The sequence below is a fragment of the Acetobacter suratthaniensis genome, from assembly GCF_017377745.1.
Classification (GTDB): Bacteria; Pseudomonadota; Alphaproteobacteria; order Acetobacterales; family Acetobacteraceae; genus Acetobacter; species Acetobacter suratthaniensis.
In genome coordinates this window covers 187,026-202,330 of sequence record NZ_JAFVMG010000001.1, presented here as the reverse complement: position 1 = coordinate 202,330, position 15,305 = coordinate 187,026, and the positions used below count along the sequence as shown (strand labels likewise).

Genomic DNA, 15,305 nt, shown 5'->3' with positions numbered 1-15,305 from the left:
TCCGCTAAGCGTAGCTGACCCCTGTTAGCGGCTGGCCAGATGTACGACGCCCTGCACCGCACCCCCATGTGCCGCACCAGCACTCAGCCCACTGGCCATATGCCCGTGGACAGCCTGCATAACCACCGGATCAAACAGACGGGTAAAGGTTGACGGGTGAACGCCCATCCACAGGGTAACAATCGCAAGCGGCACCAGAACAGCCATTTCACCCGCTGTCAGGTCACGCAGTAGCCCGACTGTTCCCTTGACCGTGCCAAACAGCACCCTGCGATACAGCGAGAGCATATACACCGCCCCCAGAATCATGGTGCTACCAGCCAGCAGGGCGACCCATAGCGAGACATGCACCGCCCCCATCAGCACCAGCAGTTCACCCACAAAAGCGCCGGTACCCGGCAGGCCGACATTGGCCATGGTAAACAGCATGACCAGCAACGCGAGAATGGGCATCTGCCGGGCAACGCCCCCCAGCGCATCAATGTCGCGGGTTTCCGCCCGCCATGCCACAGCGGCCACACAGAAGAACAGGGCCGCAATAACCACACCATGCGAGAGCATCTGAAAAATCGCGCCGTCTATCCCTTCCGCCGTCAGGGTAAACAGCCCGACCGCAATCATGCCCATATGGGAAAAGGAAGAATACGCCACCATCCTTTTTATATCGGACTGGGCATAAGCCACAATGGCCGCATACAGGATGGCCGCCACACCGAGTGCGAGAATGTAAGGAGCAAAAACCCGCGCGGCATCAGGGAACATCAGCACCCCAAAACGCAGCAGGCCATATGCCCCGGTTTTGGACAGCACGCCAGACATCATGGCGGTCGCGGGTGTGGGTGCCTCGGTATAGGCATCGGGCAACCAGGCATGGAGCGGGAACAAGGGCAGTTTGACGCCAAAGGCGAGCACAAAAGCCAGTAACAGCCACCCCTGCAAGGGCTGCGAAAAACCGGTTTCCATCAGGGTGGGAATGTCGGTCGTGCCGGTCTTGAGCCACATGGTAATCAGCCCGACCAGCATGAACAGCGAACCCGCAAAGGTAAACAGAAAGAACTGGAGCGACGCCCAGACCCGTTTCTGCCCACCCCATATCCCGATCATGAGAGAGCCGGGAATAAGCGTTGCCTCGTAAAAAACATAGAACAGGACAAGATCCTGCGCAGAGAACAACCCAAACAGCGCGGTTTCGAGCATGAGCAGCATGGCCACGAAATCGCGCCCCTGTGTCTGCACGCTGCGCCAGCCCGCAAGAAGGGAAAGTGGGGTCAGGAACGCGGTCAGCAGCACAAACACGAGGCTGATGCCATCAACCCCCGTGTGGTACGTAATGCCGTATTCACCCAGCCAGTTCAGCCGTGTTTCATACTGCAAGCCGGGCTGGGCCGGATCAAATCCGACCCATAGCAGAACACTCAGGCCGAGTGTGACAAGCGTTGTCCACAGACCAAGCCACCGCGCGGCACGATCCCGCTCCTGAGAGCCACCGGGGCACAAAAAGGCCACCAGCGCACCTGCCAGCGGAAGATAGGTTATCAGCGAGAGGAGGATCGGCTGCACGACTTCACCGCCTTATGGGTTTGTTTCGTAATGCCCCATACTGCGCCTTTTCACCCTGCTATGCCAGCACGCCACCGTTCACGTTCTGCCGAACTGCACGCAATAAAAGCACCGTCTCAGCGGCGTCCGAACAGGCGTTCCAGATCGCCCCGGCTCAGTTTCAGCCACGTGGGGCGCCCATGTGAGCAGGTGCCTGCCAGCGGTGTTGCCTCCATCTGGCGCAGCAGGGCGTTCATTTCCTCGGCACTCAGGCGGCGCCCCGCCCGTATGCTGCCGTGGCAGGCCATACGCGCAATCACCGCATCCAGCCGCCCGTCGAGTGCAGCCATTTCATCGGGCGCACCGTGCTCATCCCGCTCCAGCTCATCCGCCAGATCCCGCAACAGCCCTACGGCGTCAGTCGCCCCAAGCATGGCAGGCAACGCGCGGATCAGCACCGACTGGCCACCAAAACCCTCGATTTCAACACCGAGTCTTTCCAATAGCGGCGTGGCATTCAGCAGGCTTTCCACCTGTGCGGGCGGCAGATCAATGACATCTGGCACCAAAAGGCGCTGCGCCTGCACCCGCCCGGACAGAAACTGCTGGCGCAGGCGCTGGTGGGTCAGCCGCTCATGGGCTGCATGCTGATCCACCAGAATAAGGCTGCCATCCGCCGCCACAGCCAGAATATAGGTATCCAGCACCTGTGCCACAGCCGCCCCAAGCGGATACTGCACCACGGGTGGGGCAAGGGTTTCGTTACCCTCAGGCTCAGGGCAAGCCGTTTCCGGTAATGGCTGTTTCGAATCCGAAGGCATGGCGGACTGAATGGTGCGCGCGGCGGGCGGGGCATCAAAATCGAGACGCTTTTCCGCAAAACCTGTCAGCGGCACCACCCCATCAGCCAGAGGGCGCGGTGCGGTGGCACCCGGATAAGCCGGTGCCTGTTCAGGCGTATTTTCCGGAGGATACCAGATGCGTGCCTGCCGGCCGATAGCCGAAGACAGAACGGGCCGCACCCCCGCTACCCCGGCCCCATGTTCCAACGCACGCTGGATGGAACCAATCACCAGTGAGCGCACTGCCGCTTCATCTGCAAAGCGCAGTTCGGTTTTGGCGGGGTGGACGTTCACATCCACCATCTGCTGCGGCACACTCAGCGACAATGCCACCACGGGATGACGCCCCGGCTCAATAACCCGCCGATACGCTACCCGCACCGCCGTACGCAGCAGCGGGTCCACCACCGGGCGACCATTGACCAGCATGAACTGCCCCGCAGCCGTAGCCCTGTGTACTGATGGCGGGCAGATAAAACCCGACAGCACCATGCCATCGCGCTCGCCACTGACACTGACAAGACCATTGGCCTCCGCCGCATCCAGCAAAGCAGCCGCACGGGCCTGAAGGGTCTGGGCAGGCAGATCGAAAACCAGCCGACCATCAAGCATAAGACGGAACGCAGTATCGAAAGCAGCCAAGGCCAAACGTCGCACCACGCTTTCGGCATGGCGGCCTTCCACCCGTGCGCTTTTAAGGAATTTACGCCGGGCCGGGGTGGCAAAAAACAGGTCTTCCACCACAACGCTGGTACCCGGCGCACCAGACGCCGGATGGGGCGGTGTAACCCGCCCACCTTCCACCCTGATACGCCATGCCCCGCTCTCATCCCGTGGGCGGGAGGTAATGCTCAACCGCGCGGCCGCCCCGATGGAAGGCAGCGCCTCCCCCCGGAAACCCAGTGTGGTGATCTGCACCAGAGTATCGTCACGCAGTTTGGAGGTGCAGTGCCGTTCCACCGCCAGCGCCAGATCGGCTGCATTCATGCCGCAACCATCATCGGTCACGATCATGCGGTCTATCCCGCCGCCTTCAAGGGCTATGTCCACACGGCGAGCACCGGAATCAATGGCGTTTTCGACCAGTTCCTTCAGCGCCGCCGCCGGACGTTCGATAACCTCGCCCGCCGCAATCCGGTTAACAACAACCTCGGACAGACGCCGGACAATGCCCTGCCCCTCGGCAGGAGGAGCAGGAGATAGCGGGAGGGAGGACAGATCGTCAGCAGACATCAAAACAGATGAGCCTTTCAGAACCGGCTCCGTGTCACGACCCTGACTTGCTGGCCTTCTGGGTCGGGGTTACGCCCTGTGTGGGCGCATTGCCCAGAGCCGCATTGGTTTTCAGACGGCGGTTTTCCGCGCTGGAATCCACCACGGACCCGGCATTATGGCCTTTCCAGAACATAAGCTGTTCAATAAAGCCTGCTCCGGCCGCGCCCAGTTCGCCCTGATCCGGCACATCGGATGCAGCGGTGGCCGCATTCACCAGAATGGTCTGGCCTTCGCTCGTATCACCGCTGGAGCCACGCAGCGCCACATCGGGCGAGAGGGTTTCAAGCGCCTGCAGGCGCTCGCTTTCGTCCTGCCTGCGCTCATCGCCCTTTGTGGTGGGCTTGGTCAGTTCATCGGACGGCGGCATGGACAGCGGTGCACGGGTTGTAACCGTGTACTCGTCAGGCATGCTGCGCTCCAGTCCAAAGGCCCGCGCGGCCTCATTGCCGGAGCAGCCGCTCAGCATCAGGCAGCTACCAAGCAGCAGCACCGGAGAAATCAGGGTTGAAACACGCCGCACCATCATCTGCCTTCTACTCATCCTGAAAAGCCCCGACACTGCGCGGGCTGGCTGTATTTCACGGTGTCTTGCCCGCTTGACTGGATGCACCCCCCGCAAGGGAGTTCTGCACCAGCAGCACACAGACAGAGCACACTATAGCGGAATCAGCGACGTTGAACACATACCATGACCAGCCAAAAGCATGAGCATGCAGAAAATCAACCACCGCCCCATACCGAACCCGGTCAATAACGTTGCCTACGGCCCCACCGGCAATGGCTCCTACGCAGGCGGCCGTAAGCTTGCTGGGCGTGCGGAGTATCCACACTGCCAGCAGCACCACAACCGCAAGCGCAATAGCCGAGAACACGATACGCCCCGCCCCACCAAGCCCTGAAAACATGCCAAATGTCACGGCATGATTCCAGACCATGGTAAAATTCAGGAACGGCAGAACCCGCACCGAACCCCGCGCGGGCAGGTCAAACCCGTAGAGAATCCAGAATTTGCTGAGCTGATCGGCTGACAGCACCAGCATCAGCACCAGCAGCCCAATCCCTGCCGGGCGCAGTATGAAAGGACGCCCGCTCACGCGCGCGCCTGCCCCTGAGCACCCGACACAACGCTGGCGCAGCGCAGGCACAGGCCCGGATGCGCTGCATCAGACCCGGTTTCAGGCAGGACTTTCCAGCACCGCACGCATTTCTCGCCCGATGCCACGCGCACGACAGGTGCGCCATGCAGCGCACCGCCTTCCTCCGCATCCACATAAACCGAAGCACTGGTGGGGTCGATCAGGACATCCACATGCGAGACAATGGCCAGTTCGGCCCAGTCCACCCCGGCAAACAGGGTCGCCTCCTCCTGCGAAAGCGTGAGTTCCACCTGTGCTTGCAACGAGGAGCCAATCTGCCCGGAACGGCGCGCCCCTTCGATTTCAGTGGTGATAACCCGGCGCACGGCCCGCAGGCGCGTCCAGCGTTCTTCCAATGCCGGGTCGTTCCATTCAACCGGCATATCCATGAACGCCTGCTCATGCACGCTGCTTTCACGCCCGAAGCGCGCACACCATGCCTCTTCCGCTGTAAAGACCAGCACCGGAGCCAGCCATGTGCTCAGGCAGCGGTGCAGGATATCAAGCACCGTCCTTACGGCACGCCGCGTGGGCGTGTCCGGGCCATCGCAATACAGGCTGTCCTTGCGGATATCGAAATAGAAGGCCGAAAGATCCGTGGTGCAGAAACCATGCAGCGCGGGATATACGCCCACCCATTCATGCGTTTCCACCGCGCGGGCCACAAGGCCGCCCAGCTCGGACAGGCGGTGCAGCACCCAGCGCTCCAGTTCGGGAAGCTGCTCATAAGGCAGGCTTTCCGCCTCGGCAAAGCCATCCAGCCCACCCAGCAGCCAGCGCAGCGTATTGCGCAGGCGGCGGTACAGCTCGCCCTGCTGCTTGAGAATTTCCTTACCGATGCGCAGGTCGTCATTGGTATCGGAATTCATCACCCACAGGCGCAGCACATCAGCGCCCAGCGAGTCATTTACATCCTGCGGGGCCACCACATTGCCGAGCGACTTGGACATCTTGCGGCCCTGCTCGTCCAGCACGAAGCCATTTGTCACCAGAGCACGGAACGGGGCGATACCGCGTGTGCCAACGCTTTCCAGCAAAGAGGACTGGAACCAGCCACGATGCTGATCCGAGCCTTCCAGATACAGATCAGCCGGGAAGCTCAGGCCCGGACGCCCCAGCACGAAGGCATGGGTGGAGCCGCTTTCGAACCAGACATCGACAATATCGAAAACCTGTTCGTAATCCTCGGGATTGCGCCCCTCACCCAGAAAACGCTCCGGCGGGGCGCTGTACCACGCATCCGCCCCTTCGGAACGGAACGCCTCGACAACGCGGTTCATCACCTCTGCATCGCGCAGGACTTCGCCCGTGCGCTTTTCCACAAAAACGGCAATCGGCACGCCCCATGCACGCTGGCGGCTGATGCACCAGTCAGGCCGGGTCCGCACCATGGACGTCAGGCGGTTGCGTGCCTGTGCAGGCACGAACGTCACATCATCCAGCGCATTCAGCGCCTTTTCACGCAGAGCCCCTTCACCATCCATGCGGATGAACCACTGCGGCGTGGCCCGATAGATGATCGGCGCGCGTGAACGCCATGAATGCGGATAGGAATGGACAATCTGCCCGCGCCCCACCAGACCGCTGGGCGCCGCCCCCGTGCTATTGGCCCGCTCCATGACGCCAGCCAGAGCTTCGCACACGACATCGGCCGCCTTGAACACATGCACGCCAGCAAAGACCGGCACCCACGGTGCGTAGGTGCCATCAGCCAGCACCACTTCAGGCACTTCAATCCCGTATGAGCGGCAGAGCTGGAAATCGTCCTCACCATGGGCGGGAGCCTGATGCACAAGCCCTGTACCTGCCTCGGTGGTTACGAACGCGCCGGGCAGCATCGGCACGTCAAAATCATACCCCGCACCACGCAGCGGATGGGCGCACACGGCCCCCTCCAGTGCGCTGCCGGGCAGAGTGTAGACGATATGATGCGCCTCGACCTTTGCCTCGCGACAGAAAGACTCCACCAGCGCTTCGGCCACCAGCACCTTGGCGCCGGGAGCCAGTGTGGCGCCCTCGCCCGTTTCATCCACCCGCAGCACCACGTAGGTAATATCAGGCCCAAAAGCCAGCGCACGGTTGCCCGGAATGGTCCACGGTGTGGTTGTCCAGATAACGACCGATACATCGGCCAGCGCATGCAGGGGCGTGGGGTCCTGAATAACCGGGAACGCTACCAGAATCGTGGTGGACGTGTGATCGTGGTATTCAATTTCGGCTTCGGCCAGAGCGGTTTTTTCAACCGGACTCCACATGACCGGGCGCAGGCCACGATACAGCCCGCCATTGAGCAGAAACCGCCCGATTTCCTCGACAATCGCCGCCTCGGAGGAAAAATCCATGGTGGCGTAACGGTTCTGCCATTCCGCCTGCACACCCAGCCGCTTGAACTCTTCCATCTGCACGCCCAGCCAGTGGCCTGCATAGGCCCGGCACTCGGCCCGGAATTCGAGCACGGGCACTGTGTCCTTGTCGCGCTTGGCCTTGCGGTAGCCTTCTTCCACCTTCCATTCGATCGGCAGACCGTGGCAGTCCCAACCCGGCACATAGCGCACGGCGTAACCCGCCATGCGGTGTGCGCGGTTGATAACGTCCTTATTGATCTTGTTCAGGGCGTGGCCGATATGCAGGTTGCCATTGGCGTAGGGCGGGCCATCATGCAGCGTAAAGACCGGACGCCCCTGCGCCTGCTCCACCAGCCGTTTATCCAGCCCGCTTTCCTGCCAGTGCTTTAGCCATTCGGGCTCCTGCGTGGGCAGGCCACCGCGCATGGGAAAGGGTGTACGCGGCAGAAACACCGTATCACGATACTGTTCGGAAAGGTCTGTCTTGTCCGGGTCGCTGGCGGATTTGGTCATGAGCGGCAGGGGTCACTTCAGTTCAGGTTCAGGACGCGGGCGAAATGCCTGGCGCGGGAGCGGGGCACAGATTTACATATACCGACCAGCGCGCGCATTCCCTTATCAAAAAGGAAACCCGCAGGGTCAAGTGTGACAATCAGGAGAGCGTCGTCGCCAGCAGGTGGCGCGCCTGTTGCGCATCCCGTGCAATCTGGGCCTTGAGCGCGTCCAGACCGTCAAAACGCTGCTCGCCACGCAACAGTGCGTGCAGCGCCACAGACAGGGTCTGGCCGTAAAGATCGCCTTCGAAATCGAACAGATGCACTTCCAGCCGACTTTCCTGCCCATCGTTTATGGTGGGTCTGCGCCCGATATTGGCCACCCCGAAAACAGACTGCCCACCGGGCAGACGCACCGTTACGGCGTACACGCCACGGGCTGGCTCCAGATGCCGTCCCAGCGGGATATTGGCGGTAGGAAAACCCAGCAACCGCCCACGCTTGTCACCATGCTGGACTTCGCCACGGATAGCCCATGCCCGCCCAAGCTCTACTGCCGCGCGCTCGGGATAGCCATCCTGCAACAGCATCCGCACCCGGCTGGAAGAATACGGCCCCGTTGCATCAGCCAAAGCCGGAACCTGCGTGCAGCCCATACCGAGCGCCAGCGCCTGCTCGCCCAAAAACGCAACATTGCCACCGCGCCGATAGCCAAAAGCAAAATCAGGCCCGCAGCCCACATGCCGGAGCTGCAATGCTTCATGCAGCACCTCGCGCACGAACTGGGCAGCTGTCAGCTCCGCAAAGGCCGCATCAAAGGGAAGCTGAAAGACATGCCGCACGCCCAGCGCTTCAAGCGCTGCCAGGCGCTCATCAGACAGGGTGAGCCGGAAAGGCGGATCTTGCGGGCGGAACAGCTCGCGCGGATGCGGCTCGAATGTCACCACCGCACGCGGCAGGTCTGGCCGGGCTGCGTACACGGTATTGACCAGATGCGCGTGCCCCAGATGCACGCCGTCGAAATTGCCCAGAGCCGCCGCACAGCCATGCGCTTCAGCCGGGATATTACGCCAGTCCGTGTACAGGCGGGCCTTTGTCAGCACGAAGCGGCCCTTTCTCCCACGCCCTGCCCGTTGCCGGACAGGCCAAACCGCGCAAGAGCCTGTGCAATATCCGGGGCAACGGGGTGCCGCTGGCTTGGCACGGTCGCATCTTGTGCGCGGGCAATCTGGCACACCCGCAGGCCTGCTGTGGCTGCGGCATCCAATTCAGCCTCGACATCGGACAGGAATAGCACATCCGCCGCCTGCCAGCCGGTTTCAGCCAGAATGGCACGATAGCTCTGCGCCTCTTTTTTGCCGCCCACACGCAGGTCAAAAAACGCACTGAACAGGGCGGTTACATCCCCCTGCTCCGTATAGCCATAAATCAGACGCTGCGCTGGCTCGGAGCCGGAAGAATAGACGGCCAGCACTATACCCGCCTCATGTAATGTGCGCAGGCAGGGCACGACATCGGCGTACAGATCCGCCACAAGTTCTCCCTGCCGGTAGCCCACATCCCAGCATAGACCCTGAAGGGTTTTGAGCGGCTCTACCTTGGCATCCTCATCCATCCAGCGTGCAAGCTGTTCAGCCGGGGCCACACCGGGGGCGAGTTCGCCAATCTGCGCCACGGCCCGCACCACCGCCGGATCATCCGCACGCTCTGTCAGCAAGGCTGTCAGATGCTTGCGGGCATAAGGAAACAGCACGTTGTGCACAAAGGAAACCGGCAGGGTGGTGCCTTCGATATCCAGCAGCACCACGCGGGGCGGAACGGTCTGCTCAGGGGCCTGCAAAGTCATGATCTATGCTCGCTCAAGACGCGTAGGATGGGAACCGGCGGGCGATCTCATCGCCCGTATAGCGGGCCACCCAGCCTTCCTTGTGGGTAAAGATGCGCAGTGTCACCACATCGGGTTCCGGCCCGGCGTCAAACCAGTGCCGCGTGCCTTCGGGAACGGAGATCAGGTCTGTCTGGGTGCAGCCCACATCATAAATATGGCCAGCCACATGCAGCACGAAATGCCCGCCCCCATGCACGAAAAACCGCACCTCATCCTCGCTATGGATGTGCTCGGACAAAAAGCGCTCGCGCAGGGCCGCAAGGTTGGGGGTTTGGGTGTTCATCCGCAGCACATCGGCTGACCCGGCCCCGGTTTCGCCCATCAGCCGGTCAAGCCACGGGCGATAGGTATCGAGAATAACGTCCTCCGCCGCGTCTTTCGGCGGAATGGCCGGGCCTTCCCACCGCTCAAAACGCACACCCATAGGAGCCAGAAGATCGGCGATTTCCTGCGGATCGGATGTTTGCAGCACAGGGGCTCCGGGCTGCCCGTCCTTGTAAACGCTCAGGCTGCTCATGCCTTCAGCTTCCTTTTTTCCAGTTCGCAGGCCAGCAGGAACTCAAGCCCTTCCAGCCGGGCCAGCGCCATGCCCATGTCCCGACCCCAGACATAAACACCATGCCCACGGATGATGTAGCCTGCGGGCATATCCGCCACATGCGGCTCCACCTCACGGGCAAGGCGGGCAATATCCTGATCGTTGGGGAACAACGGCACAGGCACCGTGGCCTCGTGCGTATCCTGCCCGGCGAAGACCTTCTGCACTTCGTAATCGCTCAGCAAAATCCGGGGCGAAGCTTCGATCATCGACAGCACGGTGGAGGCAACGGAATGGCCGTGCAGCACCGCCCCGACATCGGGCAACAGCCGGTAGATCTGGCAATGCAGCAGGGTTTCGGCACTGGGGCGGTTGGCCGGATCGTGCGGCTGGCCCGCCAGATCGACGGTAATCACGTCCTGCTCGCTCAGAAAGCCCTTGTGGCAACCCGAGCGGGTAATGGCGATGCGCCCATCCGGCAGGCGGCGGCTGATATTACCCGCCGTTGCAGGCACCCAGCCACGGGCATCCAGCCTCTGGCCCGCTCGCACAATATCGCGCGCAGCCGCATCCAGATCGGGCGTGTTCTCACTCATCTCTGTTCCATATTCGCAGGTCGCGGAAAAAGCTTTGCGGGCATGGTGCCACCTCCAACCCGGAAGGCGGCATTATGCCACGGCAAGACCCAGTTCAGCGCGGGGTGGACTGATCGGCGGATGCGCGTGTTTCGGCAGAAGCGGCCACAGGCGGCGGCGCGATATGCCCGCCCGCATTGCGCGATGCTGCCTGCTCTTCAAGCGATTCGTCATCAGCCATATGCTTCTTGAAGGATTTGATGCCCTTGGCCACATCGCCCATCAGCGTCGTGATCTTGCCGCCACCACCAAACACAACCAGAACGACAACAAGCACAATCAGCCAGTGCCAGATGCTCAGACTACCCATTACACGCTCCCCTTGGCCCGATCAGCCCGCCTGTTTTACCCCACGGCGCAGCCACGCCAGAAAACTCCAGTGTTGTACATGAGGGCGAATGCCCGTTCATGCAAGCCCTTCCTTAATACCCCCTTACGAGCGGGGTTCAGTGCCGCCCGGCCAAGGTGGCTCTATAAACCCGTACGCCGGATAAACGGTTTTACCCAGCTTGCGTGAGGGCGCCCACCACACGCGCACGCGCGTCCAGTCATTGCTGGGGGAAACATCAACAACAGGGGCTGCGCGCGTCACACGCCCCGGCTCCCAGTTGGCGTGATCGACCAGCACCAACCGGCTGCTCCTGACCTGCCGCACCACAGAAACATGCCCCGAAGGCAAACGCCCTGTCGCACGGAACACCAGCACATCCCCCTCATGCGGGACGGATGAGCGGGTATAAATCCCGCGCGAGCGGTTCCACCACAAGGCCGCATCCCCCCGCAGGTTAACGGCTGAATGCTCCCGCGCGTAGGGCGCACACTGCACTGCCCCACTCCAGCTACCACTCACACGCCCCGAATTCCCGCCCGCACAGGCCGCAAGCATCAGCAGGGACAGCAGAGCGCCTAACCGCCCCAACACGGACACGTTTACGATTCGGCTTTCAGTCGTTCGAGCCATTCGTCCGCCTCCTCCCGCGTCATATCCAGCGCACGGGCCGCCGTATCACGCGCAAACCCCGCACGCGCCAGCACCCCCAGCGCCCGGCTGGCGCCCCCGGCCTGCCCACGCCGCCCGAGCCGCCCGGCCCGGCGGCGCGGATCCGCCTGAGTATCCTCATCCCAGTCGCCCGCGCTCCAGCCTTCCGATGGATCGGTGTCATCCATCTCCTCATCAACCGGGTTTTGTGAAGCAGGGGGCGCAAACGGGCCAAGGCGTCTTTTGCGGGCCAGAACCAGTGCCGCACACACTTCGCGCTCCGCCGCTGACAGACCTCTGGTAAAATTGGCCGCGTCCGTCCCCGGTACCTGCCCCTGTGCAGTGGCTTCATCGCCCCGCATGGCCTGCTCCCGAATGGGGGCAGCCACCCCCCTTGCTGCCAGATGTGCTTCTATAGCCCGGCTTGAGCGCCCCGTACGCACCAGCCTGCGCGCGCGGGCATGGGCAAAGGCCGCATCATCCACAGCACCCAGACACACCATATCCTGTGCAATTTCGGCGCAGACGGCCGCAAGCTGCTGCGCCTGCTCTGCCGCACTCTCCAGCCCTGCGGCCTGTGCGCGGGCGCGCCAACGGGCCACACGGCGGAGCAGAACCTGTTCCAGCCCATGCCGGGTGGTGCCAAAACGGGCCAGATGCGCCAGTGCGGCCTCTCGCAGGGCTGCGCGGTCTGGCGCTGGCGGCACAGCAGCAGCCCCGGCTGGTTCACCCTCGCCGGAAACTGCCTTGCGGCGGGCCTCCCGGCCCAAAGAGCGCGCACGCGTCATACCGCCCACCCTAACGCGGCCCGGCTGTCAGGCAAACACTCCAACGTGCTGAAACCACACGCAATCCAGCCCTGCCTTTCAGGCTCCCCCGCCTTTGACGCATGCCGCACATGCAGGAATTTTAAGCCAGATATTTGACTCATTGCTGTTGAAAGCGCCATGATACAAAAGTGTAACGGATCGCCCGCTCCATTTTCAGGCAGCGGGCGCTTTTCGTTTTGCATCATCGTTTCCATGGCCACCAACCGGGTTCAACACTCAACTCAAAGCAAAGACCAGTCTCATGATCTCTCCGCTCATGCCAACCTACAAACGCGCCGATCTCGCCTTCGAGCGGGGAGAGGGCGCATGGCTGTACGCATCGGACGGACGACGATTTCTGGACTTTGCCGCCGGTATTGCCACCAGCTCCATCGGTCATGCGCATCCGGCCCTGGTTAAAGCCATCAGTGAACAGGCGGGACAGGTTATCCATGTCTCCAACCTGTTCCGCATTCCACAGGGTGAAAAACTGGCAGCACGGCTTGTTGCCAATACCTTCGCGGACAGCGTGTTCTTCTGCAACTCCGGTGCGGAAGCCAATGAAGGCATGGTCAAGATGGCGCGCCGTGCCCAGTTTCTGGCGGGCCACCCTGAACGCACAGACATCATCTGCATGGACGGCGCGTTTCATGGTCGCACGCTGGCCATGCTGTCCGCTACCGGCAACCCCAAATACCTTGAAGGCTTTGGTACCCCTGTCAGCGGTTTCACGCATGTGCCGTTCAACGACATCGAGGCCGTACGTGCCGCGATAACACCCAACACGGCAGCCATCATGCTTGAACCCGTGCAGGGCGAAAGCGGTATCAAGGTAGCAGACCCGGCCTATCTGCGCGCCCTGCGGGCCCTGTGCGATGAAACCGGCGTGCTGCTGGCCCTTGATGAAGTGCAGACCGGCGTTGGCCGTACCGGCCGCCTGTTTGCCCACCAGTGGGCAGGCATTACCCCCGATGTCATGAGCACGGCCAAGGGGCTTGGCGGCGGCTTTCCCATCGGGGCCATTCTGGCCACGCAGGCGGTGGCCGCAGGCATGACACCGGGCACCCACGGCACCACGTTCGGGGGGAACCCTCTGGCCTGTGCCGCGGCCAATGCCGTGCTGGATGTCATTCTGGCTCCCGGCTTTCTGGATCAGGTCTGCGCGCGCGCGGCCCTGCTGGACACCCTGCTGGACGCCGTTGTGGCTGATGCACCGGACGTTTTCGACCAGCGCCGTGGCCTCGGCCTGCTACTGGGGCTGCGCTGCGTGCCGCCCGTGGGCGATGTGCAGGATGCCGCACAGGACGAAGGCCTGCTGTGTGTAACCGCAGGTGACAACGTGCTGCGGCTTGTGCCGCCCCTGACTGTAACCGAAACCGAATGCCGTGACGCCGTGGCGTGTCTGGCGCGCGCCATCGCCGCCCTCAAAGACAGGTCCACCGCCAAGACTGTTCTGGAGCCTACACCGTGAGCGCCGTCGCCTCGATTGTCCCCCCTTCCCTCAACTCCGTGCCGCTGCGCCATTTTCTTGACCTGAAGGATCTGGACACCGCGACCCTGCGCCAGATTATCGACACGGCGGCGGGCATGAAGCGTATGCAGCAGGGGCGGCGCTTTCCGCTGCACCCGCGCCAGCCACTGGCCGGGCGGCAACTCGGGCTGATCATGTCCAAGCCCTCCACCCGCACGCGGGTTTCCTTTGAGGTGGGCATGCGCCAGCTCGGGGGGGATGCCGTGGTGCTGTCGCCGCAGGAAATGCAGATCGGGCGGGGCGAAAGCATTGCCGATACCGCGCGCGTGCTGTCCCGCTTTGTGGATGCCATCGTACTGCGCACCGGCCACACGTCCAACCTGCATGATCTGGCCCGCTGGAGCAGCGTGCCGGTCATCAACGGGCTGACACCCGACTCTCATCCGGTACAGATCATGGCCGATGTCATGACTTTTGAAGAACATCGCGGCCCGGTTAAAGGGCGGACCTTCGCCTGGACAGGCGATGGCAACAATGTGCTGGTTTCGCTGATTGAAGGGGCCGTGCGCTTTGGCTTTACGCTGCGTGCTGCAACCCCTGCCAGCATGAAACCCCCGCAGGCCGTGCTGGACTGGGCGTTACGCGAAGGCGGCAAGGTGGAATGGACAGCCGACCCCCGTGCCGCTGTAATCGGTGCCGACTGCGTGGTGACGGACACATGGACAAGCATGTCCGACTCCGAGGCCGAAGCCAGCGTTCGCGCCGAGCGGCTTGAACCCTACCGTGTTACCACGGAGCTGATGGCGCTGGCCGACCCGCAGGCCCTGTTCATGCACTGTCTGCCTGCCCATATAGGGGAGGAAGTCACGCAGGACGTGTTTGAAAGCCGCCATTCCGTTGTGTTCGATGAGGCTGAAAACCGTCTGCACGCCCAGAAAGGTATCCTCGCCTGGGCGCTGGGTGGCCCGAACTGGACTTCTTTCGGCAAGGAACAAGCCTGATGAACGGTGTAGACAGACCCGCCTCCCCCACCACCACGGAAGACACGCCCAGCACCCCCGGCTGGGTGGAGGGCAGCCTTGACGCCATTCTGGCTGAACTGCCCGTAACCGCCGAAAAGCTCGCCGCTCCGCGTGCGCGCTATCTCGACTGTCTGGCGGGATGTGGCCGGGCTCAGGACCTCGACGCCGAGCACGATGCCTGCCGCAAGGCGTTTCTGGCCGAACTGTCGTCGGTTCTGCCCCTTTCCGCGCCTGATCAGCGCGCACTGGAACAGAAGCTCGAAAAACTGGAACTCGATATTTCCGCGAGCATCTGATCTCCCCGGCGGGGCTTTGCGGCCCTGCCGTTGCGC

15 protein-coding genes are annotated in these 15,305 nt (G+C 62.5%); 3 read left to right on the top strand and 12 right to left on the bottom strand.

Annotation, left to right across the window (positions count from 1 at the left end; all coding sequences use genetic code 11):
* Nucleotides 1–24: 24 nt before the first annotated feature.
* From J2D75_RS01025 to J2D75_RS00970, 12 genes are all read right to left on the bottom strand, one after another.
* On the bottom strand, nt 25–1,560 hold the full coding sequence (locus J2D75_RS01025; protein WP_207851895.1) for an NADH-quinone oxidoreductase subunit M: 1,536 nt from the start codon (nt 1,558–1,560) through the stop codon (nt 25–27).
* Between the two features lie 116 nt (nt 1,561–1,676).
* Complete coding sequence (gene mutL / locus J2D75_RS01020) at nt 1,677–3,614, bottom strand: DNA mismatch repair endonuclease MutL (RefSeq protein WP_207851893.1); 1,938 nt, start codon at nt 3,612–3,614, stop codon at nt 1,677–1,679.
* 34 nt (nt 3,615–3,648) lie between these two features.
* Nucleotides 3,649–4,179: a DUF3035 domain-containing protein gene (locus tag J2D75_RS01015; RefSeq protein ID WP_207852779.1), complete on the bottom strand. Its 531-nt coding sequence runs from the start codon at nt 4,177–4,179 to the stop codon at nt 3,649–3,651.
* Nucleotides 4,180–4,234: 55 nt separating this feature from the next.
* Complete coding sequence (gene lspA / locus J2D75_RS01010) at nt 4,235–4,750, bottom strand: signal peptidase II (protein WP_207851892.1); 516 nt, start codon at nt 4,748–4,750, stop codon at nt 4,235–4,237.
* A complete protein-coding gene (gene ileS, locus J2D75_RS01005) occupies nt 4,747–7,650 on the bottom strand; it encodes an isoleucine--tRNA ligase (RefSeq protein WP_207851890.1) in 2,904 nt (967 codons plus the stop codon). Before ileS ends, lspA begins: the two co-directional genes overlap by 4 nt.
* Nucleotides 7,651–7,789: 139 nt before the next feature.
* On the bottom strand, nt 7,790–8,731 hold the full coding sequence (locus J2D75_RS01000; protein ID WP_207852778.1) for a bifunctional riboflavin kinase/FAD synthetase: 942 nt from the start codon (nt 8,729–8,731) through the stop codon (nt 7,790–7,792).
* A complete protein-coding gene (gene mtnC / locus J2D75_RS00995; protein ID WP_207851888.1) occupies nt 8,728–9,477 on the bottom strand; it encodes an acireductone synthase in 750 nt (249 codons plus the stop codon). The genes J2D75_RS01000 and mtnC overlap by 4 nt, the downstream gene beginning before the upstream one ends.
* Before the next feature lie 13 nt (nt 9,478–9,490).
* A complete protein-coding gene (locus J2D75_RS00990; RefSeq protein WP_207851886.1) occupies nt 9,491–10,036 on the bottom strand; it encodes a 1,2-dihydroxy-3-keto-5-methylthiopentene dioxygenase in 546 nt (181 codons plus the stop codon).
* Complete coding sequence (locus tag J2D75_RS00985) at nt 10,033–10,653, bottom strand: methylthioribulose 1-phosphate dehydratase (protein ID WP_207851884.1); 621 nt, start codon at nt 10,651–10,653, stop codon at nt 10,033–10,035. The genes J2D75_RS00990 and J2D75_RS00985 overlap by 4 nt, the downstream gene beginning before the upstream one ends.
* 94 nt (nt 10,654–10,747) lie before the next feature.
* On the bottom strand, nt 10,748–11,002 hold the full coding sequence (locus J2D75_RS00980) for a twin-arginine translocase TatA/TatE family subunit (RefSeq protein ID WP_207851883.1): 255 nt from the start codon (nt 11,000–11,002) through the stop codon (nt 10,748–10,750).
* 123 nt (nt 11,003–11,125) lie between these two features.
* Nucleotides 11,126–11,578: a CHAP domain-containing protein gene (locus tag J2D75_RS00975; protein ID WP_408736728.1), complete on the bottom strand. Its 453-nt coding sequence runs from the start codon at nt 11,576–11,578 to the stop codon at nt 11,126–11,128.
* Between the two features lie 44 nt (nt 11,579–11,622).
* Nucleotides 11,623–12,459, bottom strand: a complete 837-nt coding sequence (locus J2D75_RS00970; protein WP_207851879.1) for a RecX family transcriptional regulator — start codon at nt 12,457–12,459, stop codon at nt 11,623–11,625.
* 283 nt (nt 12,460–12,742) lie between these two features.
* Here J2D75_RS00970 and J2D75_RS00965 point away from each other — a divergent pair, with 283 nt between their 5' ends.
* From J2D75_RS00965 to J2D75_RS00955, 3 genes are read left to right on the top strand one after another with little or no spacing between them, the layout of a single operon-like run.
* Entirely contained in the window at nt 12,743–13,951 is a 1,209-nt protein-coding gene (locus J2D75_RS00965; protein WP_207851877.1) for an aspartate aminotransferase family protein, read from the top strand.
* A complete protein-coding gene (gene argF, locus J2D75_RS00960; protein ID WP_265782759.1) occupies nt 13,948–14,952 on the top strand; it encodes an ornithine carbamoyltransferase in 1,005 nt (334 codons plus the stop codon). The genes J2D75_RS00965 and argF overlap by 4 nt, the downstream gene beginning before the upstream one ends.
* On the top strand, nt 14,952–15,269 hold the full coding sequence (locus J2D75_RS00955) for a hypothetical protein (protein WP_207851875.1): 318 nt from the start codon (nt 14,952–14,954) through the stop codon (nt 15,267–15,269). The genes argF and J2D75_RS00955 overlap by 1 nt, the downstream gene beginning before the upstream one ends.
* Nucleotides 15,270–15,305 lie beyond the last annotated feature (36 nt).